Origin of the sequence: Coprococcus sp. TM115-187 (assembly GCF_027679115.1) — a bacterium.
Taxonomy (GTDB): Bacteria; Bacillota; Clostridia; order Lachnospirales; family Lachnospiraceae; genus Allocoprococcus; species Allocoprococcus comes.
The window spans coordinates 145,560-167,334 of sequence record NZ_JAQEKS010000005.1; the positions used below are offsets into that span (position 1 = coordinate 145,560).

A 21,775-nucleotide genomic window follows, 5' to 3' on the forward strand; every position below is an offset into this window, starting at 1 on the left:
AAAAGACGCTTTTGGCGTCTTTTCTGTATAATAACATCCACTACTGCTCATCGGTGATCAGCCCGGCGATCAGTTCTGCTCCTGTCACAAGATCTTTGATTGTCGTATATTCATTTACCGAATGTGCCTGGTACATTCCATTTGACAGCACCAGTCCAGGAATCCCGTTCTTCGCAAAGCTGTTGTTGTCACTTCCGCCAAATGTCTCTACAAGATTTCCTGCAAGTCCCAGCTTTTTGCTTACTCTTTCAAACCGTTTTACCGGCACACTGTCTTTTGCTGTCTCATAAGCGATCAGATGAACTTCGCAGGTAAGTTCTGATTCAGCTCCGTGTTTTTCAGCCACCTTTTTGAAGGTATTTCCCACTTCTTCTACACAACGAGTCGCTTTTTCATGAGAATAGCTCCGGATTTCTCCCTTTACAATACATTTTTCCGGAACAATGTTCGTTCCGCTCCCACCTTCGATCAATCCGATATTGCAGGTTATCTCTTCATCCACATGTCCCTGACTGATCTGCGTGATCGCTTCGGATGCAATAGCGATCGCATGAACGCCGTGCTCCGGGTCAAATCCGGCGTGGGATGCCTTCCCGGTTACTACCACCTGATAAGAAATCAGAGACGGTGCTTTATATGCCGCGCTTCCAACCGGTCCGCTGATATCCAGTACATAGGCTTCTTTTGCACGAACCTTTGAAAAATCAAATACGCTGCTGCCCTTGATATAAAGCTCTTCTGCAATTGCAAAAAGAATCTCGATATCCCGGTGTGGTACTCCCGCTTCTTTTACACTGCGGATTCCTTCCAGAATCTCCACAAGTCCTGCCACATCATCAGCTCCAAGAACTGCTTTTCCTGCGGAACGGATCACACCGTCTTCTCCGATGATCCCTTTCTTACCTTTGGACGGCTCAACCGTATCCATATGGCCGGACAAAAGGACCGGATCTCCCGGAAGATCTCCCGGAAGATATGCATATAAGTTTCCGGCATTTCCTCCGAAATGTTCTCCGGCATTGTCTTCCTCTACTTCAAAACCAAGTTCTTTTAATTTCACGATCAGCCGGTCTGCCATCTGACGCTCCTCAAAGCTTGGTGCATCGATCGCAGTCAGTTCCTGAAATTCATCGACTGCCCGCTGTTCATTTACCTTTATTTTACTCATTTCTGCCACTTCCTTATCTGCACGGTCATATTCCATCTGCCGGCTATCTGTCCGCTAATACACCTTCGGTCACAGATATCTTCCGCTTTATACACAATTCTATTTGATTTATTTTAATACAGCTTCCAGCTCTGCGATCAGATCCTCTGCTCCCTCAATTCCAACAGACAATCTTAGAATCCTGTCTGTAATTCCGTTCCGGTCAAGCTCTTCTTTGGAAAGATCCGCATGCGTCTGGGTGATCGGATAAGTGATCAGAGTCTCAGTTCCTCCTAGGCTTTCCGCAAACTGGATCAGTTTTACATTTTCCAGAATGTGATATGCTCTCTCTTTGGAATCTACTTCAAAGGTCAGGATCGAACCAAATCCTCTTGCCTGCTTTTTCATCAGTTCGTAACCCGGATGTGATTCAAGCCCCGGATAAAGCACCCTTGTCACATACTCCTGCTTCTCCAGAAAATGTGCGATCTTCAGTGCATTTTCCTGTGCCCTCTCCATACGGACTCCAAGCGTCTTGATCCCTCTGAGGATCAGCCAGCTGTCCATCGGCGCAAGGGTTGCTCCTGTCGTCTTGATGATAAAACGAAGCTGTTCCTGAATGTCCTCGCGGTTTGTTATCAGAAAACCTGCAAGTGTGTCATTATGTCCACCCAGATATTTTGTCCCGCTATGCACAACAATGTCAGCACCAAGCTTCAGCGGATTCTGGAAATATGGTGATAAAAAGGTATTGTCCACGATCAGAAGAAGTTCATGTTTTTTTGCTTTCTTTGAAAGTTCTTCCAGATCAGATACACGCATCATCGGATTGGTCGGTGTCTCTGCATAAATTGCTTTTGTGTTATCCTGAATATAATCCTCTACATCCACACTGCTTAAATCCACGCTGGTAAATGTCAGTCCATTTTTCACATTGATGCTGTGGAACAGACGGACGCTTCCTCCATAAAGATCCTCATCAATGATGATGTGATCGCCCGGTTTGAAAATCTCCATCAGAGCTGTGATTGCTGCCATTCCTGTCGAAAATGCCAGTGCATCGATTCCTTCTTCCAGCGATGCTACGATCTTCTCAAGATGTTCTCTCGTCGGATTCTGTAATCTGGAATAGTCATAACCACTTCCTCCGCCTACTCTGTCTCTTGCAAATGTTGCAGACTGATAGATTGGATAACTGATCGCCCCATATATTTCATCCTTATTATCGTCAGCCAGATGCTGACATCGTGTATCAATTCCGTACTTCATTCTTGTCTATCTCTCCTGTTTCTATAATCAATGTCGCTATTTACTGTACAATATCTTTCTGCCAAAATCCAGTTTTCTTTTCATAAATTTACGCAAGTTCTTTCTCCGTCATCACACATTCAAACTCTCCGGAGCCGCTTACCTGTGAAAAATCTGCGGTATAGCCGAGCTTTTCATAGAATCCAAGTGCCGCTTTTCTGGAATTGATATAGATTTTTGTCACACCTTTTTCGCGCATCCAGTTTTCCGCCTCAATGATCCCTGCCTGTCCGTAATGTTTTCCCCTATAGGATTCCAGTGTTGCCACACGCTCAATTTTTCCGGTATGTTCATCCAGATAATGCAGCCTGCAGGTGGATACCGGATAAATTCCGTCCATCACCAGAATATATTCATCTTCCGGTGTATCATCCGCGAATTCTCCCTCCAGCGGAATCTGAAACCCCAGGCACATTGCCTGTGTCCGCACATAGTGTACGCCGGCTCTCTGCCATTCTTCTGTCACTCTGACTGCTTTCATCATTCATTCCCCGCTTTCTTTATTTTCCGGATAATTTTTCTCTTCCGTGTGGTGTCATCCATAAGGTTTCATCCGGTCCATTTGGCTCGATCACAAATTCATTGGACGGGCAGCAATCGATATGATAATGCTTCTTGATCGCCGCAAAATTCGTTGTGTCGCCAAATCCCGGTGTCTGATACAAATCTCTTGCATATGCCCACAGATTCGGATAATCGCGGAGAAGCTTTTTATTCAGACGAAATACCGGATAATATGCACAGTCAAATCGTACCAGTGTCACATAAAGACGCACATCAGATTCACTGTCTACTTCTTTATTTACCCATTCTGTCGATGTATTTTCTCTCATAATCTTTTCCCTTTCCTACACTGTCTGATTCTGTTTTTCCTGCTCTTGTCTGATGCTTCTTGGCGATACATATGGCTGTCTCTCATAATCGTTGTCACCAAAACGATAGCCTTCTTCCAGAAGTGCCACATTGTAGATTGCAGCCTGACACACGCCATCGGAAATTGCCCTCGCACAGCCAACTACCTGGTCTCCATCGTAAATAAATGCCGTCGCATAGCTGTTCTTAAATATTTTTTCTTCTGTAGCGGCATCAAAATGACTCAGTCCAAAATGGTCTAAAATATCTGCCACTGCCTGATAATCTACATTTTCCTTGTCTGTCACCAGTCTGATACTCATTGCTTTCGCTCCCTTCTTTTATCCTGTTGGAAAAAATCGACTGATCCCTCAGCCGATTTTGTTTTTTCTCTTAAATTGAATAATCCGGTTCTTCCATCCGGTTGATCTTTGTAAAGAACTCTTTGACACGTTCGTTCTTTGGATTTCCAAACACTTCTCTCGGCGTTCCGTCTTCCAGGATCTTTCCTCCGTCCAGGAAGATCACTCTGGTTGCAACGTTTCGTACAAAGCTCATCTCATGGGACACCAGAAGCATTGTATATCCTTCATTTGCCGCTTTTTTGATCGTATCCAGAACTTCTCCGACAAGCTCCGGATCCAGTGCAGATGTCGGCTCATCCAGAAGTAAAAGCTTTGGCTCCATCGCAAGTGCTCTTGCGATTGCAACCCTCTGCTGCTGACCACCTGACATATGTCTCGGATAATGGTTTGCGTGATCCAGAAGACCTACATTTTTAAGCTGCTCTCTCGCAATCCTTTCTGCTTCCTCTTTTTTCATCTTCTTTACCACGATCAGCCCCTCCATTACATTCTGAAGTGCTGTCTTCTTTGAAAAAAGATTGAAATTCTGAAAAACCATGCCGGTCTTTTTCCGAAGCTCTGTCAGATCTTTGCCATGAATATGTGCAAGATCCTGTGTCTCACCGTCAATCGTTATGGTTCCGGTTTCCGGTTTTTCCAGTCTGTCCACACATCTTAAAAATGTGGATTTTCCTGTTCCAGAAGGTCCGATGATCGCTACGACATCTCCCTGATTGATGGTAAGGTCGATCCCATCAAGAACCTTATTATTTTTAAATGTTTTTGATATATTTTTGATTTCGATCATACCTTATTCCACCTCTGTATCTCTGATATCTAAAAGTGCCGGTGCATCTTCCGGTACCCGGAGCTTCTTCTCAAGATAGCTGATCACTCTCTCAAGTACGAAAGTAATTACCCAGTAAATAATTGCCAGTGAGATATACACTTCAAAGTAACGGTAATTTCTTCCCGCAAGAATCTTTCCTTCTGCGGTCATCTCCACTACGGAACAGACAAATGCAAGAGAAGTTCCTTTGATCAGTCCGATAAATGCATTTCCAAGGGATGGGAGTGCTACCACGATTGCCTCCGGAAGGATGATCCTTATCAATGCCTGGAAATAATTCATTCCTAAAGCGCTTGCTGCCTCAACCTGTCCTTTATCTACTGATTCAAGGGAGGCACGGATGATCTCTGCGTTAAATGCAGATTCATTGAGTGCCAGAGCAACGAATGCATATACGATTGGTGCGACTCCATTGACATTATAGTTGGTTCCACATTTAAAGTTGATATATTTCAGGAGCATCGGAATACCGAAATAGGTCACATATAACTGAACCAGGATCGGCGTTCCGCGGATAACCGAGATATAGATACTTACCAGCTGTTTCAGTACCGGTACCTTTTTAATCTTCACAAGTGCAAGGAGCAGTCCCAGGATGAGACTGGCGATCATTGCTGTGACAGCCAGTTCCATTGTGACCGGAAGATATTTTAAAAGTAGCGGTATCTGTGTAAATACCAGTTTTCCATCAAATAATTTACCCATTAGTTAATCGTCTCCTCGAACTTATCATCCTCCGGTGCGGCATCCTGACCATACCATTTTTTACTGATCTCAGTCAGGGTTCCGTCTTCCTTCAGCTCCTTCAGTGCTTTGTCTACCTGTTCTCTTAAATCTTTCTGATCCTGTGGGAAAATATAATATGCATAAGAGTTTTCTGCAATCATTTTTGCTTCATCTTCCGGAATATCATTTTTCTGCACATCATAGTTAAATTCTTCCATGTAAGAGTTGTACATTGCCAGATCGATGATCGTAAAATCCTGCGATCCGTCTGCTACATGCTGTAAAAATACAGATGTATCTGCATCCGAGTAAGTAATATTGATCGCTTTATCCGGATTCTTTTCATTCCATGCTTCTACTGCATTGGATACGCTGATTCCTGTACCACCTTCAAAAGAAAGTCCTGCTGCATCTTCAAATGATTTGATCTCTTTTCCACCTTTCTTTGTTACGAATACATAGCTGATCTTGTCATATGGATAAGAGTAAAGATAACTTGCTCCACGGTCTTCGTTGTAAGAGAAGTTGTTAACTCCGATCTGATAATTTCCACTGTTCAGTCCGGAAAGTACAGATCCAAAATCAGTCACTTCATATTCCAGTTCATAATCCGAAAGTTTATCAAAAACTGCATTCAGTACATCCACATCGTATCCTGCCGGCTTGTCATCATCGCCTACATAGACATATGGTTTTGCGTTTGCTCCGGTTGCTGCTTTGATTACTGTCTTTCCACTGTCTGAAGAGCTGTCCTTTGAAGCGCTTCCTGAAGAAAATCCGCATCCTGTAGCCAGGACTCCTGCTGCCAGTGTAACTGCTAAAATGCTTGCCAACTTTTTCATAATATTTTTCCTCGTCTTTCGTCTGTTATTTTTCTGCTTTAAATTTGTGTGCCGGATCTTTACTGAGTGATTCTCTTCCTGTCGGTGTCTTCCAGATAGTATCCCAGTCTGTTTCCTGCACCACGATATCATAGTATGTATTTTCCCAATACTCTTCATCTGCTTCATTCAGATCGACAGATGCCGCAAAATCCTTAAAATATGTGTTATGTCTGAATGCCGGGATCTGATACAGATCTTTTGCATATCCCCACAGATTCGGGTAATCTACCAGACGGTGTTTGCAAGGTCCGATATTTCTTGAATAAGACACATCCAGTCTTGCGATGGTTGTATAAAGACGGATATCACTGTCTGTCACATAATCTCCGAATAAGAATCTCTTGTCTGCAAGTCTTTCCTCCATTGCATCAAGCCCTGCGAAAAATGTCTCATATCCATCGGCAAATGCCTGTAAGGATTCAGCGAACTGCGCTCGATAAACAGCGTTGTTTACATTTTCAAAAAGCCATTTGTTCAGCTTATCGATCTCCGGTCTTAATTCTTCCGGGTAAAGATCCGGCGCTCCCTTTTTGTGGAACGGTCTGAACGCTGTTTCCAGATGATTTGTAAGCCAGTGGTAATCATTATTTACCACTTTCTTTGTCTTATAATCTACAAATGCCGGAACGGTTGTACGTCCTGTGTATTCTTCATCCGCATTGTAGTAAAGCTCACTTAAGAACTGTGCGCCCGTTTCCGGATTGATATGATCCGTGGAATTTACAAATTCCCATCCAAGATTCTCTTCCCGGTCTGTCCAGTCTACGATCTCAACTTTCACTGCATCCTCAAGTCCGAGAAGCTCTCTTGCGATCGCTGCCCGATTGGACCAGTTGCATCCTTTTGCCCAGAAAAGAATATATCTGTCTTTTTCTACCGGATTTTTCCCTTCTCCAAAACCTTCCGTGAAGCGGTTTGGCTGACGATGGAAATTTCCATATTCATCAATTTCCTGTGCGGTTTCTCTCGGTCTTACTCTGATCTGTCTTCCATTTACATCTACATATTCAAAATCTGCCATAATTCGTTCCTCCTACTGTTCTTCTGCCTTAAATTTATTACCCGGATCGCTGCTTAAATGTGCACGGTCATGCGGTGCACCCCAGTATGCATCAAAATTGATCTCATCCAGAAATCTTGCATTGAAAGATTCAAAAAATAATGCGCCGACCTTCTTGTTATTTGGATTTGCGAAATCCTTAAAGTAGGTGTTGTTTCTGAATGCCGGAATCTGATACAGGTCTCTTGCATATCCCCACAGATTCGGATAATCGATCAGGCGGTGTTTGGTATGTCCAAGCTGCCAGGTGTAACGAATATCCAGTCTCGCCAGTGTCACATACAGTCTCACATCACTGTCTGTCACATAATCTCCAAAGAGAAATCTCTGATTTTCCAGACGTTTTTCCAGAATATCCATTGCTGCATAAAAAGAATTATAGGCATCCCAGTAAGCTTCCTTTGATCTTGCAAAGGTTGCTTTATAAACTCCATTATTAATGTTATCAAAGAGCCAGTCATTCATCTCATCGATATCTTTTCTGAGTTCTTCCGGATAAAGATCCGGTGCTCCTTTTTTGTGGAACGGTTTAAAATCTACTTCAAAATAATTGGTAAGCCAGGTGTAATCGTTATTTACAACTTTTCCTGTCTTTGTATCGATCAAAGCCGGTACCGTTGTTCTTCCTGTGTAATCATCATCTGCTTTGTAATAAGCTTCACTTAAGAACTGGATTCCAAGGACCGGATCGATATGATCTTTGTCGTATACGAATTCCCATCCAAGATTCTTCTCATGCTTTGCATGATCAACCTTGTTGACACTGATTGCATCTTCCAGTCCAAGAAGTTCTCTTACGATCGAAGCTCTGTTAGACCAGTGACAAAGCTTTGCCCATACCAGATGGTATCTGCCTTTTTCTACCGGATTTTTTCCTTCTCCAAATCCTTCTGTAAAATGATTTGGCTGGCGGACAAAATATCCATTCTCATCTATCTCCGATACAACTTCCTGCGGACGTACACGGATCTTTCTTCCATCTACTACTTCATAATCAAATTCTGCCATTATTTCTTCCTCCGTTCATATTTATCAGTACTGGTTATTTTGTATAACCTTTATTTCCTATCAATTTAGTTGGTATAATACCATCTATTACCTACTAAGTCAATAGGTTATTTTATTTTTTTGTTTTTTCCTTGAAACACATATAACCCTACGGTATAATAGGTAAAAAGGCACCAGGGTTCATAAACTCTCTGGTGCTGCTATTGTACATATAAAAAAATGGGGGAAAACTAATTATGATTTCTACAAAAGGACGTTACGCACTCCGCGTGATGATTGATCTCGCCCAGCATAAGGACGAAGAATATGTTCCGCTTAACGAGATCGCAATCCGCCAGGAAATTTCCGAAAAATACCTGGAAATTGTCCTGAAAATTCTTGTAAAGAAGAAACTCTTAAAAGGACGTCGTGGCAAAGGGGGCGGATACCAGCTTACCAGGGAACCTTCTGAATACACTATCGGCGAGATTCTTGAACTTGCGGAAGGCAATCTCGCTACAGTCGCCTGCCTAGTTCCAGGTGCCGAGGTCTGCAGCCGTGAAGAGCAGTGCATTACACTCCCTTTGTGGAAGAAATTTGATGGAATGGTACATGATTTCTTCTACGAGATTACATTGGAAGATGTGTTAAACGGAAATATTTAAGGAGATTTTTTATGAATACTTCGAATTTTGAATGGCCAGTTGATAAAAAGCCACTGTATTCCCTGCTTTCGATCCGCCTCCGCGGTCTGATTGACGGAATCCCTCACCAGATCTCAAATCTGGCAAATGCATCAGCCCTTCTCGGTGATGCGCTTCTGAATATCAACTGGGTTGGTTTTTATCTGATGAAAGAAGGCAGACTCGTTCTCGGTCCTTTCCAGGGCAAACCTGCCTGTATTGAAATTGAAATCGGTAAAGGTGTCTGCGGAACCGCTGTGGCAAACGATCAGGTTATGCTGGTAAAGGATGTCCACCAGTTCCCGGGACATATCGCCTGCGACAGCGCCTCTAATTCCGAGATTGTGATTCCGCTTCATAAAGGAAATGAAATCGTTGGCGTTCTGGATATCGACAGCCCTGTTCTCGCCCGTTTTGATGAAGAAGATCAGGAAGGGCTGGAACACTTTGTCAGAATCCTGGAATCTATTTTTGACAGATAAGCTGTTCTTCCAGATAGCTTACGATCACCTCAGCTGCATATCCATGTGACTTTTCCCCCGGATGCCGGAGAGAACCCACTTTTTCCTCCGGCGTATCCGGGAGTTCTAAAAATCCATAAATCTTTTCATAGCGTGATGGCACATTATGATCCGAATTATTATCACATCCTGACAAAACTCCCCATCCTCTCTGCGAAACAGCCCGGAATTCTACTATTTTCCACACTTGACATTTTCCTTTTCTGCTTATACATTATTACATTAGCAAAACTATTTTTATTTGGAGAGATTAAGATGAATGAATTATTAAAAAAGATCCGCCTAAAAGATGCTTCCGCATTTACACATAGTGGAAAATTCCACGCAGATGATGTATTTTCCTCTGCATTGTTATTATATTTAAATCCGGAAATTACAATCCTTCGTGGTAATAAAGTACCCGAAGACTTTGACGGCATCATATTCGACATTGGGCGCGGCAGATATGACCATCACCAGAAAGACAGCCGCATCCGTGAAAATGGCATCCCTTACGCGGCATTCGGCCTTCTCTGGGAAGAACTTGGTACCGAAATCCTGGGGGAAGAGCTTGCTGCTAAGTTTGACGAAGCTTTTGTCCAGCCACTGGATAATAATGATAATACCGGTGAAAAAAATGAACTGGCTTCACTGATTGGAAGCTTCAATCCTTCCTGGGACGAAGATGGCGGAACCGATGAAGCCTTTTTCCGTGCAGTCAGTGTTGCCGGAATGATCCTTGACAATAAATTTGCCCGTTACCTTGGAAATGAACGTGCTGACAAGCGGATCGAAGAAATTCTCGAAACACAAAATCCTGAAGCTGATTCCCGTATTCTGGTCCTTCCTGAATTCATTCCATGCCAGAAACGTCTTTCCGAAACAGATATCGCTTTCGTTATTTTTCCATCCAACCGCGGTGGTTACTGTATCCAGCCTCAGAAAAAAGAATATTCCCTGAATTATAAATGCAGTTTTCCATCTGAATGGCTCGGTCTGGAAAATGAAGAACTCCAGAAAGAAACCGGTCTTTCGAGTGCTTCTTTCTGTCACAAGGGCGGCTTTTTGATGACTACAGCTACTTTAGAAGATGCACGAAAAGCATGTCAGATCAGTCTGGATACCTTTACTGACGAGATTACCCTTGTAAATCTCAGTTCCGACACTTCTACAGACACACTTTTAATGAAACTGCCAGAACTCGCGCATGTAAAAATTATCCACAAACCTCTGCCTGATCTCCCTGCTTTAGATATCAATGGAATTTATGCTGAAATAGAAATGAAAAAAACAGAGTGGAAAAAATATATCAAAGATCTGGTAAAAGATCTGCTGAAAACGAAACCGAAAGCTGTCTATGTCGATGGAGATATGTTTTCTATTTACCCGGTCGTGCATCAGCTTCGCAAAAAGCATATCCCGGTTCTTACTTCTGTTACAAAAAACGGTGAAAAACTTATTATCCGTATCCCATCCGGTTCCTGATTTTTTATTATCAGGAATTTGATGATCTGAAAGTGTCAAAAAGAATGTGCCATAACACATTCTTTTTGACAAATGAGAGCTTAATTATCCCAGTATAATTTTCGCTTTTTATCATCCAGCCCATTCACAAACCTTCTTTTGAATACAAGGAATTCTTCCAGATCCATCAGGATATGGTACAGCATCGCACGGCTCTCAAATTCCTCTCTGGTCTTTGGAAGTGGATTTTTTCTGATAATCGCAAAAAGTTCATGTAGTTCATCCAACTGAGCTGTCGGAACTGTATGTTCCTTCACACATACCAGCATATCAAACACATAACTCGAAATGATCATTGCCTCATCTGGCATATGCCTGATTTTCTTCATCTCATAATGTAAGTTATGGATCACGTTGCACTGCTTCATACGCATTTCAAAATAATCGATATAGTATCCCGGATGTGACTGAAACGTATTATCCTGATATTCATAGGCATCCTGGATAAAGCCCTGAACCTCTTTTTCCAACGCACAGATATCATCCCATACATTTCTCTGCATTTCCTTATTCGCCAGATATGCCGAGATCTCTCCAAGTATCATCTGCAGACGTTCTTCCGTATATCGCATATTTTCGACCAACGCCTTGCGCTGACTTCCATAATCATAAAACAAGTTCAGGACCAGTGCCATCGTAATTCCGATCAATACCAGCATAAATTCATTTGCAATAAAATCAACTTCAAAATCTCTGACTTCCAGAAAATGCATTCCGATCAGTGCATTTACGGAAATCGTCGCTCCCCATCCAAGCATCTCTGCGATAATAACCACAAAAAACACATAAATACCATATGCCATCCATTCTGATTCTACTGCTGAGAATATAATAAGTGCCATAAGTACTGAAATTATAAATGTTACAACCCTCGCTACCGATAATTTGACAGTTTTCCACTTTGTAGTCACCATTGTAAGAAGTGCAACACTTCCTGCGGCCAGTGAATACTTCAGTCCACACAGATTGGCTATGTAAATCGCCAGACTGCTTCCTATCGCAATTTTTAGTGCCTGCATCCCAATCTTTTTACTTTTCATTGTTCCTCCTGAAATCTCATGCGTATATCCCCACAAATTCTGTACATTTGATTTTGTATCCATATTTATGATGTCGAGAGCAGGATAACTATGTCAAATATTTTCTTACTTCTATCATACCTGCTCCACTCCAAAAATAATTTTGAATTGCATTTTCGATTTTTTCAATAAGCTCTGGATTATCTTCACCATCAACCATACCGTCAAAAATCATGAGTACTTTTTCGTTTTTCACATCATAATAGTATTGTGTATCATTAGCTGTGTTCCTTTTTTCGTCTGCCACTTTGATGCATACACAGTCATATATAATGCATTCGGAACCGACTGATCATAGCTGAACCATACACATCCATGTCACGCTCATATTGCAAATATCCAAAATAATCCCTGTAATCATTATTATACCGATTAACAGACTAATAAACCACCTTTTTTTATCTTTACTCTCCTATAATGGTCTCATAAATTTAGACACTTTTTCGGACGGATTATAATGCAGCCGTTGTATTCGACGATAATCGTGAAGAAAATCTCAAAGAAAAACTCGCCGAAGAACGAAAAGAAAAAGCTGCATATACTCTGTATTGGGAGAGACAAAATCGGACATGATTTTAGAAATTATTTTTTGAAGTGCAAAAAAACATAAAAAAGATGCCCGGATTTCTCCTGACACCATAGTGACTGAACCAATATTCATGAGCTTTCATTTTATCATCTCCCCTTGTTTATTTAAATATGCAACTTTTGATGAAATATACAACTTGAAGTTAGCGATTTCTTTTTCCGGTATTCTCTGTCCCACGGATTTCCTCATGATAGAAATAATCTACGATCACCGGATGTCCCTGCGGGACTCTGCCATAAGGCATTTCATTATCCACAAAGGCACAATCATACTTCTTAGCCATTTTCTCAGCTTTTACTTCAAGTGCTTCAAAGTAGCTGCGGTTATGCTTGTTATAGATCTCGTCGTAAAGTGGTACAAGATCAGGATATTTTCCGGCGATATAATCCATAATTGTCTTTTTGAAACCGCCTCGAAGATTGAGATTTTCGAGCCAGAACAGATCGCACTGATCCTTTACCCGCTCAAAGATTGCTTCAAAATCCGTGATACCGGGGAATACCGGGGATACGAAACAAACTGTACGGATACCTGCTTCATATACCTGCTTCATAGCAGAGATACGGTGCTCAATGCTCGAAGCAGAATCCATATCGTTCTTGAAATTTTCATCTAGTGTGTTAATCGACCATGAAACGGTTACATGTCCAAGCTTCTTCAGCAGATCAATATCCCGTACCACAAGATCCGACTTTGTGCAGATCAGAATATCTGCGTCACTGCCGATCAGCTGCTCCAGAAGTTTTCTGGTATTCCCGAATTGCTCCTCCTGTGGATTGTAGCCATCTGTCACAGAACCGATGACCACCCGCTGTCCGGCATATTTCTTCGGATTTTTAATTTCCGGCCAATGCTTCACATCAAGGAAAGTGCCCCATTCCTCCTTGTGCCCGGTAAAGCGCTTCATAAAAGAAGCATAGCAATACTTGCAGGCATGTGTACAGCCCACATAGGGATTGACCGAGTAACCGCCTACCGGCAGACTAGACTTAGTCATGATGTTCTTTGTTTCCACCTCACGAATGAGGATTCCATTTATTACTTCTTCCATGATTTCTGTACCTCTAACACTTTATTAAATTCTTCCGGCATTTCCTGAATCATATTTTCATCCCCTATGATAGGGACAAGGTCTTCCTTCATAAACACCGGAATGCCGATCTTATGTGCCTGGTCCGTCAGAGACCATGCCCATTCCGGCTTCCATCCGGAGAGATCGCTCATCCCAGTAAGAAGAAAGTTCTGCGGACGTTTCTTTTCCATCATCTTGAGCTTACCCGGAAAGAATTCAGGGTCAGCGAAGTCATCAATCACATGCCAGCGTTTCACGTTGTTGCGGGCATAGCAATATGTACACCCCACTGTGCAGCCAATGACGATATTCATGTTCTGAATCTGATCTTTGATACAAATACTCATGACTTCTGCCACTCCTCAAGATTCTTTCTGATGCGGTCGAGACATTCCTCAAACCGGGTAATTTCTTCCTCTGAAAAACCTTTGTAGTAAATACTGCCCATCTCATCAGATACAGAATCGTACTCGCCCTTTAAGGCATGTGCTTTCTCAGTCAGAAACAGGAGTGTTTTCCTTTTGTCCGTTTCAGACTGAACACGGCTTATCAGCCCTTGATTTTCCATTCTTTCCAGCATCGTAGTAAGAGATGTTATCGCTAATCCGCATTTAGTCGAGAGTGACCTGATTGAGATACCATCCTCCTGCCACAGCACATAAAGAATACGTCCCTGGGCTCCATTAAACGCATCAATATTCTTTTCACTGAGAATCTTCTCAAAAATCCGGTCTCCAAGCTGTTTTATTTTGGTGACAAGAAATCCTCCATTCATTTCCATACAAAAGCTCCTATATAGTAGTTTATTAAAAACATACTATATAGGAGCTTTATTGTCAAGAGTTTATATGTCTTAATAGGTAAATTCCGTTTTTTTCAATTCTCCAAACTTGAATTGTTCGAGCTTTTCAAATACTAACGTCCTTAATTCTGTTCAATAATTGATTTATAGTAATTACCAAAGTCAGCAAGTGAATTAACAATTGGAAGCATTTTTGTTCCAAGTTCCGTTAAGCCGTATTCAACTCTCGGTGGCTGCTCATGGTAATCGTGGCGATATGCCAGCCCATCACTCATCATTTGTCTTAAACTATCTGTCAAAACCTTTTGTGAAATACCATCTATACTTCGTTGCAGCTCATTGAATCTCCATGGACGCTCTTTCAAGTTACGCAAAATCAGCAGTTTCCATTTTCCTCCGATAAGAGATACTGCTGTTGCAACTGGGCATTCCGGTAATTCTTCTTTTGCTCGCATAATTCTCACCTCCGAGTCTATTGTAACACATTCATTTTTGAGTGTACAGTTACAAAAAGGTGCGTACTTGTTTTTGTATGTGTCTCACACTATACTAATACCAAGCAACCAGAAACTACAAATTAACTATGGAGGTTTATTATGGCAAATTACACAAAAACAACTATTGGAAAGGAAAACCGAATTGAGCTGCATGAAAAGTTGTCTTTAACAGGTGCAGAAATCAGTTTAAACGAACTACCTGCAGGAGCAAATGTCCCATTTGTTCATTCTCATAAAGAAAATGAAGAAATCTATGGAATTCTTTCAGGTAACGGCAAAGCCATAATTGATGGAGAAGAAATCAGCCTTTCAACTGGAGACTGGCTAAAAATCGCATCTGCTGCAAAGCGTCAGTTTTTTGCATCCGATATTTCTGGAATTACTTATATCTGCATTCAGGTAAAAGAAAATTCTCTGAAACATTTTACAGCAGAGGATGCCGTAATCGGCTAATTAAAAGTATTTATTTACAAAAATGCATAGTTCACGATAAGCTAAGAACTGTGCATTTCTTTTTTGTTCAATATTACGTTTTCTCAATTTTTCAAACAAGAAGTTATCAGTGATTATCTTTTAGAAAACAGCCAACTACAGCGACGCCAAATCCAAGAACACCTAGGACATATCCCCAAAAATTATTTGTTGTCACAGCAATTCCTAAAAATATTATTGCAATCCCCAATAACTCAATCTTAATTCCTTTCATCGTAAATACCTTCGTTACAAACTTGAATTTCTGGATGAGTATAATATGCGGAAAATAAACTTAACTCCATCTTAAATATAGTGCTGAGTTTCACTGCCATTCTTTAACACCATTTTCACCACACCAAGCAATGCTGCAAACAAAACACCTGCAACCGGCCATACAATCCATGTAATATCCCAGCTCATCGTCCAGAAGCTCCATGCAAGGTAAATCGCTGTAGTCAAGCACCAATATACACCAGAAAACGTGTCAGTCTTTTTCTTAAACAGTTTTTCTTCTTTTGTATATTCGCCTTCCTGAAGAAGGGTATCGTAACTGCTTTTTACCATCCCAACACGAACCAACAGATTCACTCCTATTGCAAGTATGAATAGCAGTAATCCGACGGAAAGACCACAGTAATAATCGGACGCTTCCATAGATCCGGCAATAATTGTCGGAATCACTGCCAGTATACAAAGCACTACACCAACAGCTGTTCCTCTGATAAAAATTGGTTCATAGGAATCTTTTTTTTCTCGTACCATTCCAGATACACCATACTCTGTTTCAAAGCATTCTTTTTCAAAATGTTCCATATGTGATTCACGCATTCCATATGTAATAAACAAAAAGACGGCTGCCGCAATCATTCCAAGCAAAAAAACACATCCAAATACTGTTGCCAGAGATTCCGAAACATGAAATACGCTATCTTCTGCCATTGTCACAAGAACAATCAATAATATTGGACTTAAGATACACATACTTGTTGCGTTTGCCACTACTTTGGATCCATTTCTTTTCATGTCAAGAAATTCATTTGCATTCTCCATAGTTACTTTTTTCAACGGTTCTGCATAGCTTTCAGTACTTTCGTGATAGGTGATATTTTCTGCTTGCATTTCATCTTTTAATAGGTAATCTGTACTAACACCAAATAGCTCCGACATCTGTAAAATTCTTTGCAAATCTGGAACAGCTCCTGCACTTTCCCACTTAGATACTGCCTGTCTGGATACGCCCAACTGATTGGCTAGTTCTTCCTGTGACCATCCATTCTTTTTTCTTTCCTCTGTAATCTTATCAGCTAAAATCATTTTTTTCTCCTTTTGCAGATTTTATGAGCTCAATATAACAGTTTTGCTGTTTGCATTCCACCATTTCAGGCTGTAAATCTGTCAACCAGCAGTTGCAAATCACAAAAGAACTCTATGAATTCCGATTTTCCAACAATACAAGCAGGAAATTATTTATCATCTGTATTGTTTTCCTTTTTCTTATGAGTCGAACCCAGGCAAAGAAATGAAGAACCAAGACAGAACCATACTATAGCCATAGAACTTTCATTTCCACTCGTAAAGCCAATAGCTGACGCTATGAAAAACAGAACTGATGCAATGTAAAATAAAATTGATTTGTTTATCCCTTTTTTCATAAATAAGAATCTCCTCCAAATCCCGATTTTCCCAATTCTCCAAACTTGAATTTTGTATTATGTGTAAATTTGAATTGTCTGGTCATCTTATTCAACTGACAACCAGACAATTCTATTAAAAGTCTGTTAAAAACATTTTTGCAATACTGCTTAGACCAAAGCTATCAGCAACATTTTCTAAACCTAATTTGATTTCATCTCTGCTGAAGTTATTTACTTCTAAAAAATCGTCTGTTTTGTCATTCAAATAGGAATAAAATAATAGTGCAATTTCTAAACTATTCACATCTGTATTACTGGTCAAATCATATAATCTATTTTCAGCTTCATTGATTTCTCCAGCGTCAACCATGTCTAACAGATTTTCCAATGTTTCCTGTTCTTCTTTATTTTCCAACAATTCTACTGTTGGGGACTCCGTATCAATGTTGAATAATAGTTTTAAAATAGCTCGCACCATTTCTTTAATGAGTTTCATTACATAATCTTGCTCAAACACAATTATTCTCCTTTCTGCTTTCTATTTACAGGAATGATTTAATCGTCCATGCGAACCTTTAATGTAACTATGGTATCTCCTCGTGGTAGTTGGATTAAATTAGCACAAAAGCTGATGCATACAACCGTTATCAGAATTTCAAACCAAATATTGAGAATGTTTATGCCTTTTACAGTTTGGACTTTTTTATGGTCTACGTCTTCGATACTGACAATTTCTTGTTCTTTATCTTCGACCACTACATATGTGGTTACCTCACCAAATAAGCCATGAACATTTATTATTCCACAAGGAAGTATTGCAACAGATACGGATATTGTAAAAAGCACAAAGAATAATCGGATTATCCAATACTTTTTCTTGTCCATAATTCCTCCGTAAAATTCAAATCTTCTGTTGCTTTCAGTCTCTGCTGAAGACTGAAAGTTACCTTCGCTTTACTATTTCTAATAGTTTTCTCACATAATCATCTGCGTGGTTTATTGAAAACTCTCCATGATACATATTAGGAAGAACTTGTATAAAACTATCCTGCAATTTTTCATGAATGATTTTAGCAGATTTTTTCATTGATTGCTTTTCTTTTTCTCCAACATAAATTTGAACGGTTGCTTCACACTCTCCAATGCCATCTTTTAGTGAATATACTGAGTTTTCCTGTAAAAAGGCAATCATATCACTCTTTCTAATAGCACAAGTATCTTTGTAATATTCATCAAACAAATTCGACTTTATTCGTAGTGATTTGAATTGCAATTTTGAAAACCACTTATACTTTATTAAGCCATAGCAACTTCCAAACGCCGGTTTAATCATAGAATATGTAAATTTTGAAGGTATCACAAGTACACTTTCCACTATTGCATACTTACATATATCTTTGCGTTGAGATAAAATTTCAAGCAAAATCTGCCCTCCAAGCGATAGTCCTCCCATCATTAAAACAGAACCGCCCAATTTGCTATTTACAAATTCTATAATATCCAAAGCATTATTCTCTATCGTTGTAAACTGCTTATCACATCCTGCATGACCATCTAATATAGGCAAAACCACATGATAATCTGTTTGAAGTCTTTCAGCAACCTCTTTGTAATTCCACCATGATAAACCGCCTCCGTGTAAGAGGATAATTACATCGCTGTTTTCTTTTCCATATTCTACATAATTCAACCTCTTTCACCTCGCTGTAAACTTCCGATTTTTCGTTCTCTGCGACTTCCCAATAAACGGGAATTTGACTTGCCTATTTTCTTAAAATCTCATGTGGAGCTTCTATTTCATTTGCCAAGGTATGCTCTGTTAATTCTGACATCAATTTCAATTTTTTATTAATCAATGGTCGCATACAATTAGGAACATGTTCCTGATGCGCTCTGTGGATTGCTACACATTCCTTACAGTTTCCGTGATAACGACAGGCTTTCAGGCAAGGACAGTGATCTTTGTCTTTATACTCCTTACGAAATTCCGCTGCAAATTCTTCTTGCAGTCTCAGCCCCTCGACACGGTTTCCCTTATGAAATTCTACCATTGCATCCAGTTCTTTCTGGTTCCCTTCAATCTTCATGTTATTATAGCGCCTCCATTTCAACTATTCCTCATTTTCTGATAAATTCCGATTTCATGATATCATTTCTAATACAGATTTTACCGTATTTTTCAGATTCAGTCCATCTTTTAATCCCAACCGATAGAAAAACTCTTCTGTATCTGCTCCACTGCTGAAAATTGCATTACAGTATTCCGTAATCACTTCTTCCTGTTCTGGGGATAACGTTTCCAGTAATTTCTGGTATTTCTTATCAATTTCACTTACCGCCTCTTTATCCTGATTTAACTTCCATTCCGAATACGCTTTTCCCGTATGCTCTGTAATTGTCAGATTTACAAATTCTTGCACTTTCTCTGACATGATACTCTCAGCTTCCTGTTTGTCTTTCTTTTCCTCATTTGATTTCTCAAGTGTTGTATCATCAATATAACGAATGATTTCTCGAATATTTGACTTCATCGACTGCAAATATCCCTTGATCAACACTGCAAGTTTTCTTGCTTCAGACGCTTCTGTTTCAGGATTCGACAAATAAAACTCTTCCAATTCTTTCAGGAGATCTATCCCTGATTTCATCTGAAATTCTACATCCAGTAAATCGTCCATCACTTTATATAATTCTTCCATCATCTATTTTTGCCTTTCTATGTATAGCATACTCAAAAGTTTTCCACCATCATCCCAGGATAAAATCCTGTAATCCACATTTCACGACCTCAAGCACTGCAACTATCCCCATACCGATATGCGGAAGGAGTACAAACACTACTGTCGTAATTGAAAAAGCAAAACAGTCCAGATATATTGAAACATTCTATAATACAGTCCGTATTCATAGTCATTGTGGATATTTGTCTCCAAATGAATATGAGGAACAATATCTGAAAAACTTGGAAACGGACGTAACAAACTTAGCGAGTTAACAATTACAAAAAATGGGAAATTGGTTACATTTAATTTGTACTTTTTCTTGACATAGGACCAGTTATGGCATGGACCAAAAAAGCACTCGATAAAAAGGAGGGGATCCTGATGTTGATCCTCTATGCCATTTATGTTGTATATATCTGTATACGATAAATATGAAAATTGATTCACTGATGTGATAAAATTCTACCTTTATATTGGAAACAGGAAACAGAAAAATCGCTTGCCGGCAGATAAATTTCTGCCGGCAAGCGATTTTTATTTTTTCAATTAAAATCCTGTCAATCTGAAAAACATCAATTCATTTGCTGATCCGTCGTCTCGTTCCTGTGTCAGCATAATTAACAGAGAGCCGTCATCTAAAAGCTGCATATCTTCCAGCCATGGATAACTGACACCAAATATGTCCTCTGTAGAAATTGCACCTACGTGCGTTCCATCTTTTGCCCAAAATTGTATTTCACGCATATTTCCATCTGCAGCCACAAAACCATTTTCTGTTTCCGCCATGCCTGTAATGGAACCGAGCTTGTCCGGAGAACTGATATCTTCTCCACCTAATTTCAAAAGCTGATTGCCATCATAATCATAGACAACAATTTTTGTGCCTTCATCTTCCACAGCCATGGAGCCGGCAACCATAATATGACTATTCGTGATCTGTACGTCATCTATCATAGAAAACAGTCCCTTGCGTTCTTCATCTTTATTTAATCCGGTCAGTATCCACGGTTCTGCCGTCAGGTTACCGCCTTGATTCGCAATCTTCTGAGTATCACTGTTCACCCAGAAACTGATTCCCCATTCTCCGGATGGATGCATATTCAGATCTCCGTCTACTGTTGTCTGAAGTGCCTTTTTCCCATCTTTTACGCCAATTACATCTCCAATTCCAGGCGAAAGATATAACATTCCACTGCTGTCCCCAGACAAATATTCAAAATCATCGTCTAATTCCATCGAAGATACGAATTCAAGTCCACTTTCTGAATATTCATAAGTATCCAGTTTGTTCTCCAGCAAATGGAACACTTGATTGCCCTGTTTTACAAACTGATGATCCATAATCTGCATAACTCCCTGTGCTTCTTTAAATGGGATATATTTCGGAACGATTGTATAAGAACCTACCATCTGCTCTGCCAATACAGGTTCAACAGGCTCTCCCTCCCATGGCCATGGTGCGTCTTTATTTCCTTCATCCTCTAATTTCAGCACAATTCCTTCTAACAATTCTTTGTCGCGAAACGATCAAATGCTGTTTTATTGATAAACATAACTTCCGTTGATTTTGCTACCGGCAAAATGGAAAGTCTTTCATGAATGACACCTTCTTCCAAAAAAGCCGGAATAAATTCGTTCAGTTCTTCTTCTGTAAAATAATCATAATAATCTACAAGTTCCGTATCATCCGGCATCGCCAGAACTGTTTTAGGATAGGAAACAAACATATCCGGCAGTTTAGAGGCTCCCGGATCTCCAAATGCGGAGGCCAGTACATTTTCATGTATCGTATTCGTATTTGTAACACTGCCAACCTGTACTCGGATATTTTCCTCTTTTCCAATCGTTTCATTAAATTCATCAATCAGATTGTTTAATGGCGATTCTGTCTGTCCGCCATATACATGCCACAATGTAACGGTTACCGGATCTTCTTTTTTCTTCTGCCCACACCCTGTAAAAACTATAACCGCAATCATTACCAAGAACAGGCAGCTTCTTCTCATAATATATCTCATATTATTTATCTCCTTTCCAGAC

32 protein-coding genes are annotated in these 21,775 nt (G+C 40.3%); 5 read left to right on the forward strand and 27 right to left on the reverse strand.

Annotation, left to right across the window (positions count from 1 at the left end):
- Positions 1–40: 40 nt before the first annotated feature.
- From PGW42_RS05785 to PGW42_RS05830, 10 genes are all read right to left on the reverse strand, one after another.
- The gene (locus tag PGW42_RS05785; protein ID WP_270203492.1) at positions 41–1,168 is read right to left on the reverse strand and encodes a M20/M25/M40 family metallo-hydrolase; all 1,128 of its coding nucleotides are present in this window, start codon (positions 1,166–1,168) and stop codon (positions 41–43) included.
- A 108-nt stretch (positions 1,169–1,276) separates the two neighbouring features.
- Positions 1,277–2,416: a trans-sulfuration enzyme family protein gene (locus tag PGW42_RS05790; RefSeq protein WP_270203493.1), complete on the reverse strand. Its 1,140-nt coding sequence runs from the start codon at positions 2,414–2,416 to the stop codon at positions 1,277–1,279.
- Between the two features lie 88 nt (positions 2,417–2,504).
- A complete protein-coding gene (locus tag PGW42_RS05795) occupies positions 2,505–2,939 on the reverse strand; it encodes a GNAT family N-acetyltransferase (protein WP_173826124.1) in 435 nt (144 codons plus the stop codon).
- A gap of 16 nt (positions 2,940–2,955) precedes the next feature.
- Positions 2,956–3,288, reverse strand: coding sequence for a hypothetical protein (locus tag PGW42_RS05800; RefSeq protein ID WP_270203494.1), 333 nt, complete (start codon positions 3,286–3,288; stop codon positions 2,956–2,958).
- 15 nt (positions 3,289–3,303) lie between these two features.
- The gene (locus PGW42_RS05805; protein WP_117824081.1) at positions 3,304–3,630 is read right to left on the reverse strand and encodes a hypothetical protein; all 327 of its coding nucleotides are present in this window, start codon (positions 3,628–3,630) and stop codon (positions 3,304–3,306) included.
- Between the two features lie 70 nt (positions 3,631–3,700).
- Positions 3,701–4,459, reverse strand: a complete 759-nt coding sequence (locus PGW42_RS05810; RefSeq protein WP_055249387.1) for an amino acid ABC transporter ATP-binding protein — start codon at positions 4,457–4,459, stop codon at positions 3,701–3,703.
- Between the two features lie 3 nt (positions 4,460–4,462).
- The gene (locus tag PGW42_RS05815) at positions 4,463–5,206 is read right to left on the reverse strand and encodes an amino acid ABC transporter permease (protein ID WP_008369937.1); all 744 of its coding nucleotides are present in this window, start codon (positions 5,204–5,206) and stop codon (positions 4,463–4,465) included.
- Positions 5,206–6,069: a transporter substrate-binding domain-containing protein gene (locus PGW42_RS05820; protein WP_270203495.1), complete on the reverse strand. Its 864-nt coding sequence runs from the start codon at positions 6,067–6,069 to the stop codon at positions 5,206–5,208. The genes PGW42_RS05815 and PGW42_RS05820 overlap by 1 nt, the downstream gene beginning before the upstream one ends.
- 25 nt (positions 6,070–6,094) lie before the next feature.
- Positions 6,095–7,132, reverse strand: a complete 1,038-nt coding sequence (locus tag PGW42_RS05825; protein ID WP_270203496.1) for a glutathione S-transferase C-terminal domain-containing protein — start codon at positions 7,130–7,132, stop codon at positions 6,095–6,097.
- 12 nt (positions 7,133–7,144) lie between these two features.
- On the reverse strand, positions 7,145–8,179 hold the full coding sequence (locus PGW42_RS05830; RefSeq protein WP_270203497.1) for a glutathione S-transferase C-terminal domain-containing protein: 1,035 nt from the start codon (positions 8,177–8,179) through the stop codon (positions 7,145–7,147).
- A gap of 236 nt (positions 8,180–8,415) precedes the next feature.
- Between PGW42_RS05830 and PGW42_RS05835 the strand changes: the two genes are divergently transcribed.
- A complete protein-coding gene (locus PGW42_RS05835; RefSeq protein ID WP_055158591.1) occupies positions 8,416–8,823 on the forward strand; it encodes an RrF2 family transcriptional regulator in 408 nt (135 codons plus the stop codon).
- 11 nt (positions 8,824–8,834) lie between these two features.
- A complete protein-coding gene (locus PGW42_RS05840) occupies positions 8,835–9,323 on the forward strand; it encodes a GAF domain-containing protein (RefSeq protein WP_117835107.1) in 489 nt (162 codons plus the stop codon).
- Here the strand turns inward: PGW42_RS05840 and PGW42_RS05845 are convergent.
- Positions 9,307–9,549, reverse strand: coding sequence for a hypothetical protein (locus PGW42_RS05845; protein WP_270203498.1), 243 nt, complete (start codon positions 9,547–9,549; stop codon positions 9,307–9,309). The genes PGW42_RS05840 and PGW42_RS05845 overlap by 17 nt on opposite strands.
- 68 nt (positions 9,550–9,617) lie before the next feature.
- Here PGW42_RS05845 and PGW42_RS05850 point away from each other — a divergent pair, with 68 nt between their 5' ends.
- A complete protein-coding gene (locus PGW42_RS05850) occupies positions 9,618–10,826 on the forward strand; it encodes an MYG1 family protein (protein ID WP_270203499.1) in 1,209 nt (402 codons plus the stop codon).
- An 80-nt stretch (positions 10,827–10,906) separates the two neighbouring features.
- Here the strand turns inward: PGW42_RS05850 and PGW42_RS05855 are convergent, their stop codons facing one another.
- From PGW42_RS05855 to PGW42_RS05880, 6 genes are all read right to left on the reverse strand, one after another.
- Positions 10,907–11,905, reverse strand: coding sequence for an aromatic acid exporter family protein (locus PGW42_RS05855; RefSeq protein WP_270203500.1), 999 nt, complete (start codon positions 11,903–11,905; stop codon positions 10,907–10,909).
- An 88-nt stretch (positions 11,906–11,993) separates the two neighbouring features.
- Positions 11,994–12,191 (reverse strand): hypothetical protein, encoded by a 198-nt coding sequence (locus PGW42_RS05860; protein WP_117557584.1) that lies wholly within the window; start codon positions 12,189–12,191, stop codon positions 11,994–11,996.
- Positions 12,192–12,675: 484 nt separating this feature from the next.
- Positions 12,676–13,584 (reverse strand): radical SAM mobile pair protein B, encoded by a 909-nt coding sequence (locus PGW42_RS05865; protein WP_117835112.1) that lies wholly within the window; start codon positions 13,582–13,584, stop codon positions 12,676–12,678.
- Positions 13,572–13,952 (reverse strand): hypothetical protein, encoded by a 381-nt coding sequence (locus tag PGW42_RS05870; protein ID WP_270203501.1) that lies wholly within the window; start codon positions 13,950–13,952, stop codon positions 13,572–13,574. Before PGW42_RS05870 ends, PGW42_RS05865 begins: the two co-directional genes overlap by 13 nt.
- The gene (locus PGW42_RS05875) at positions 13,949–14,386 is read right to left on the reverse strand and encodes a radical SAM mobile pair system MarR family transcriptional regulator (protein ID WP_004853467.1); all 438 of its coding nucleotides are present in this window, start codon (positions 14,384–14,386) and stop codon (positions 13,949–13,951) included. Before PGW42_RS05875 ends, PGW42_RS05870 begins: the two co-directional genes overlap by 4 nt.
- Before the next feature lie 143 nt (positions 14,387–14,529).
- Positions 14,530–14,862 carry a winged helix-turn-helix transcriptional regulator gene (locus tag PGW42_RS05880; RefSeq protein WP_008373705.1) on the reverse strand — a complete coding sequence of 111 codons (333 nt, stop codon included), beginning with the start codon at positions 14,860–14,862 and terminating at the stop codon, positions 14,530–14,532.
- Between the two features lie 141 nt (positions 14,863–15,003).
- Between PGW42_RS05880 and PGW42_RS05885 the strand changes: the two genes are divergently transcribed.
- A complete protein-coding gene (locus PGW42_RS05885) occupies positions 15,004–15,357 on the forward strand; it encodes a cupin domain-containing protein (RefSeq protein WP_270203502.1) in 354 nt (117 codons plus the stop codon).
- 106 nt (positions 15,358–15,463) lie between these two features.
- On the opposite strand, the gene PGW42_RS05890 is transcribed toward PGW42_RS05885, so the two are convergent.
- The 8 genes from PGW42_RS05890 to PGW42_RS05925 form a co-directional block, all read right to left on the reverse strand.
- Entirely contained in the window at positions 15,464–15,610 is a 147-nt protein-coding gene (locus PGW42_RS05890; RefSeq protein WP_270203503.1) for a hypothetical protein, read from the reverse strand.
- A gap of 71 nt (positions 15,611–15,681) precedes the next feature.
- On the reverse strand, positions 15,682–16,692 hold the full coding sequence (locus PGW42_RS05895) for a helix-turn-helix domain-containing protein (RefSeq protein WP_117557589.1): 1,011 nt from the start codon (positions 16,690–16,692) through the stop codon (positions 15,682–15,684).
- A 149-nt stretch (positions 16,693–16,841) separates the two neighbouring features.
- On the reverse strand, positions 16,842–17,030 hold the full coding sequence (locus tag PGW42_RS05900; protein ID WP_117557591.1) for a hypothetical protein: 189 nt from the start codon (positions 17,028–17,030) through the stop codon (positions 16,842–16,844).
- A 115-nt stretch (positions 17,031–17,145) separates the two neighbouring features.
- Positions 17,146–17,529 (reverse strand): DUF6483 family protein, encoded by a 384-nt coding sequence (locus tag PGW42_RS05905; RefSeq protein WP_118217426.1) that lies wholly within the window; start codon positions 17,527–17,529, stop codon positions 17,146–17,148.
- 38 nt (positions 17,530–17,567) lie between these two features.
- Positions 17,568–17,897, reverse strand: coding sequence for a hypothetical protein (locus tag PGW42_RS05910; protein WP_118217427.1), 330 nt, complete (start codon positions 17,895–17,897; stop codon positions 17,568–17,570).
- Between the two features lie 58 nt (positions 17,898–17,955).
- Complete coding sequence (locus PGW42_RS05915) at positions 17,956–18,702, reverse strand: alpha/beta hydrolase (RefSeq protein ID WP_005342006.1); 747 nt, start codon at positions 18,700–18,702, stop codon at positions 17,956–17,958.
- A 73-nt stretch (positions 18,703–18,775) separates the two neighbouring features.
- Positions 18,776–19,099, reverse strand: a complete 324-nt coding sequence (locus tag PGW42_RS05920; protein ID WP_004613237.1) for a hypothetical protein — start codon at positions 19,097–19,099, stop codon at positions 18,776–18,778.
- A gap of 54 nt (positions 19,100–19,153) precedes the next feature.
- Positions 19,154–19,714 carry a hypothetical protein gene (locus PGW42_RS05925; protein ID WP_270203504.1) on the reverse strand — a complete coding sequence of 187 codons (561 nt, stop codon included), beginning with the start codon at positions 19,712–19,714 and terminating at the stop codon, positions 19,154–19,156.
- Positions 19,715–19,860: 146 nt separating this feature from the next.
- Here PGW42_RS05925 and PGW42_RS16250 point away from each other — a divergent pair, with 146 nt between their 5' ends.
- Positions 19,861–20,007, forward strand: coding sequence for an IS3 family transposase (locus tag PGW42_RS16250; protein ID WP_416386978.1), 147 nt, complete (start codon positions 19,861–19,863; stop codon positions 20,005–20,007).
- Positions 20,008–20,281: 274 nt separating this feature from the next.
- On the opposite strand, the gene PGW42_RS05930 is transcribed toward PGW42_RS16250, so the two are convergent.
- Positions 20,282–21,229 carry a hypothetical protein gene (locus tag PGW42_RS05930; RefSeq protein ID WP_270203505.1) on the reverse strand — a complete coding sequence of 316 codons (948 nt, stop codon included), beginning with the start codon at positions 21,227–21,229 and terminating at the stop codon, positions 20,282–20,284.
- Between the two features lie 8 nt (positions 21,230–21,237).
- On the reverse strand, positions 21,238–21,753 hold the full coding sequence (locus tag PGW42_RS05935) for a hypothetical protein (protein ID WP_270203506.1): 516 nt from the start codon (positions 21,751–21,753) through the stop codon (positions 21,238–21,240).
- Positions 21,754–21,775: the final 22 nt, after the last annotated feature.

Bases quoted from the DNA above. Each gene is read 5' to 3' on its own strand.
- PGW42_RS05785 (WP_270203492.1), bottom strand. From the start codon at position 1,168: ATGAGTAAAATAAAGGTAAATGAACAGCGGGCAGTCGATGAATTTCAG.
- PGW42_RS05790 (WP_270203493.1), bottom strand. From the start codon at position 2,416: ATGAAGTACGGAATTGATACACGATGTCAGCATCTGGCTGACGATAAT.
- PGW42_RS05795 (WP_173826124.1), bottom strand. From the start codon at position 2,939: ATGATGAAAGCAGTCAGAGTGACAGAAGAATGGCAGAGAGCCGGCGTA.
- PGW42_RS05800 (WP_270203494.1), bottom strand. From the start codon at position 3,288: ATGAGAGAAAATACATCGACAGAATGGGTAAATAAAGAAGTAGACAGT.
- PGW42_RS05805 (WP_117824081.1), bottom strand. From the start codon at position 3,630: ATGAGTATCAGACTGGTGACAGACAAGGAAAATGTAGATTATCAGGCA.
- PGW42_RS05810 (WP_055249387.1), bottom strand. From the start codon at position 4,459: ATGATCGAAATCAAAAATATATCAAAAACATTTAAAAATAATAAGGTT.
- PGW42_RS05815 (WP_008369937.1), bottom strand. From the start codon at position 5,206: ATGGGTAAATTATTTGATGGAAAACTGGTATTTACACAGATACCGCTA.
- PGW42_RS05820 (WP_270203495.1), bottom strand. From the start codon at position 6,069: ATGAAAAAGTTGGCAAGCATTTTAGCAGTTACACTGGCAGCAGGAGTC.
- PGW42_RS05825 (WP_270203496.1), bottom strand. From the start codon at position 7,132: ATGGCAGATTTTGAATATGTAGATGTAAATGGAAGACAGATCAGAGTA.
- PGW42_RS05830 (WP_270203497.1), bottom strand. From the start codon at position 8,179: ATGGCAGAATTTGATTATGAAGTAGTAGATGGAAGAAAGATCCGTGTA.
- PGW42_RS05835 (WP_055158591.1), top strand. From the start codon at position 8,416: ATGATTTCTACAAAAGGACGTTACGCACTCCGCGTGATGATTGATCTC.
- PGW42_RS05840 (WP_117835107.1), top strand. From the start codon at position 8,835: ATGAATACTTCGAATTTTGAATGGCCAGTTGATAAAAAGCCACTGTAT.
- PGW42_RS05850 (WP_270203499.1), top strand. From the start codon at position 9,618: ATGAATGAATTATTAAAAAAGATCCGCCTAAAAGATGCTTCCGCATTT.
- PGW42_RS05855 (WP_270203500.1), bottom strand. From the start codon at position 11,905: ATGAAAAGTAAAAAGATTGGGATGCAGGCACTAAAAATTGCGATAGGA.
- PGW42_RS05865 (WP_117835112.1), bottom strand. From the start codon at position 13,584: ATGGAAGAAGTAATAAATGGAATCCTCATTCGTGAGGTGGAAACAAAG.
- PGW42_RS05870 (WP_270203501.1), bottom strand. From the start codon at position 13,952: ATGAGTATTTGTATCAAAGATCAGATTCAGAACATGAATATCGTCATT.
- PGW42_RS05875 (WP_004853467.1), bottom strand. From the start codon at position 14,386: ATGGAAATGAATGGAGGATTTCTTGTCACCAAAATAAAACAGCTTGGA.
- PGW42_RS05880 (WP_008373705.1), bottom strand. From the start codon at position 14,862: ATGCGAGCAAAAGAAGAATTACCGGAATGCCCAGTTGCAACAGCAGTA.
- PGW42_RS05885 (WP_270203502.1), top strand. From the start codon at position 15,004: ATGGCAAATTACACAAAAACAACTATTGGAAAGGAAAACCGAATTGAG.
- PGW42_RS05890 (WP_270203503.1), bottom strand. From the start codon at position 15,610: ATGAAAGGAATTAAGATTGAGTTATTGGGGATTGCAATAATATTTTTA.
- PGW42_RS05895 (WP_117557589.1), bottom strand. From the start codon at position 16,692: ATGATTTTAGCTGATAAGATTACAGAGGAAAGAAAAAAGAATGGATGG.
- PGW42_RS05900 (WP_117557591.1), bottom strand. From the start codon at position 17,030: ATGAAAAAAGGGATAAACAAATCAATTTTATTTTACATTGCATCAGTT.
- PGW42_RS05910 (WP_118217427.1), bottom strand. From the start codon at position 17,897: ATGGACAAGAAAAAGTATTGGATAATCCGATTATTCTTTGTGCTTTTT.
- PGW42_RS05920 (WP_004613237.1), bottom strand. From the start codon at position 19,099: ATGAAGATTGAAGGGAACCAGAAAGAACTGGATGCAATGGTAGAATTT.
- PGW42_RS05925 (WP_270203504.1), bottom strand. From the start codon at position 19,714: ATGATGGAAGAATTATATAAAGTGATGGACGATTTACTGGATGTAGAA.
- PGW42_RS05935 (WP_270203506.1), bottom strand. From the start codon at position 21,753: ATGAGATATATTATGAGAAGAAGCTGCCTGTTCTTGGTAATGATTGCG.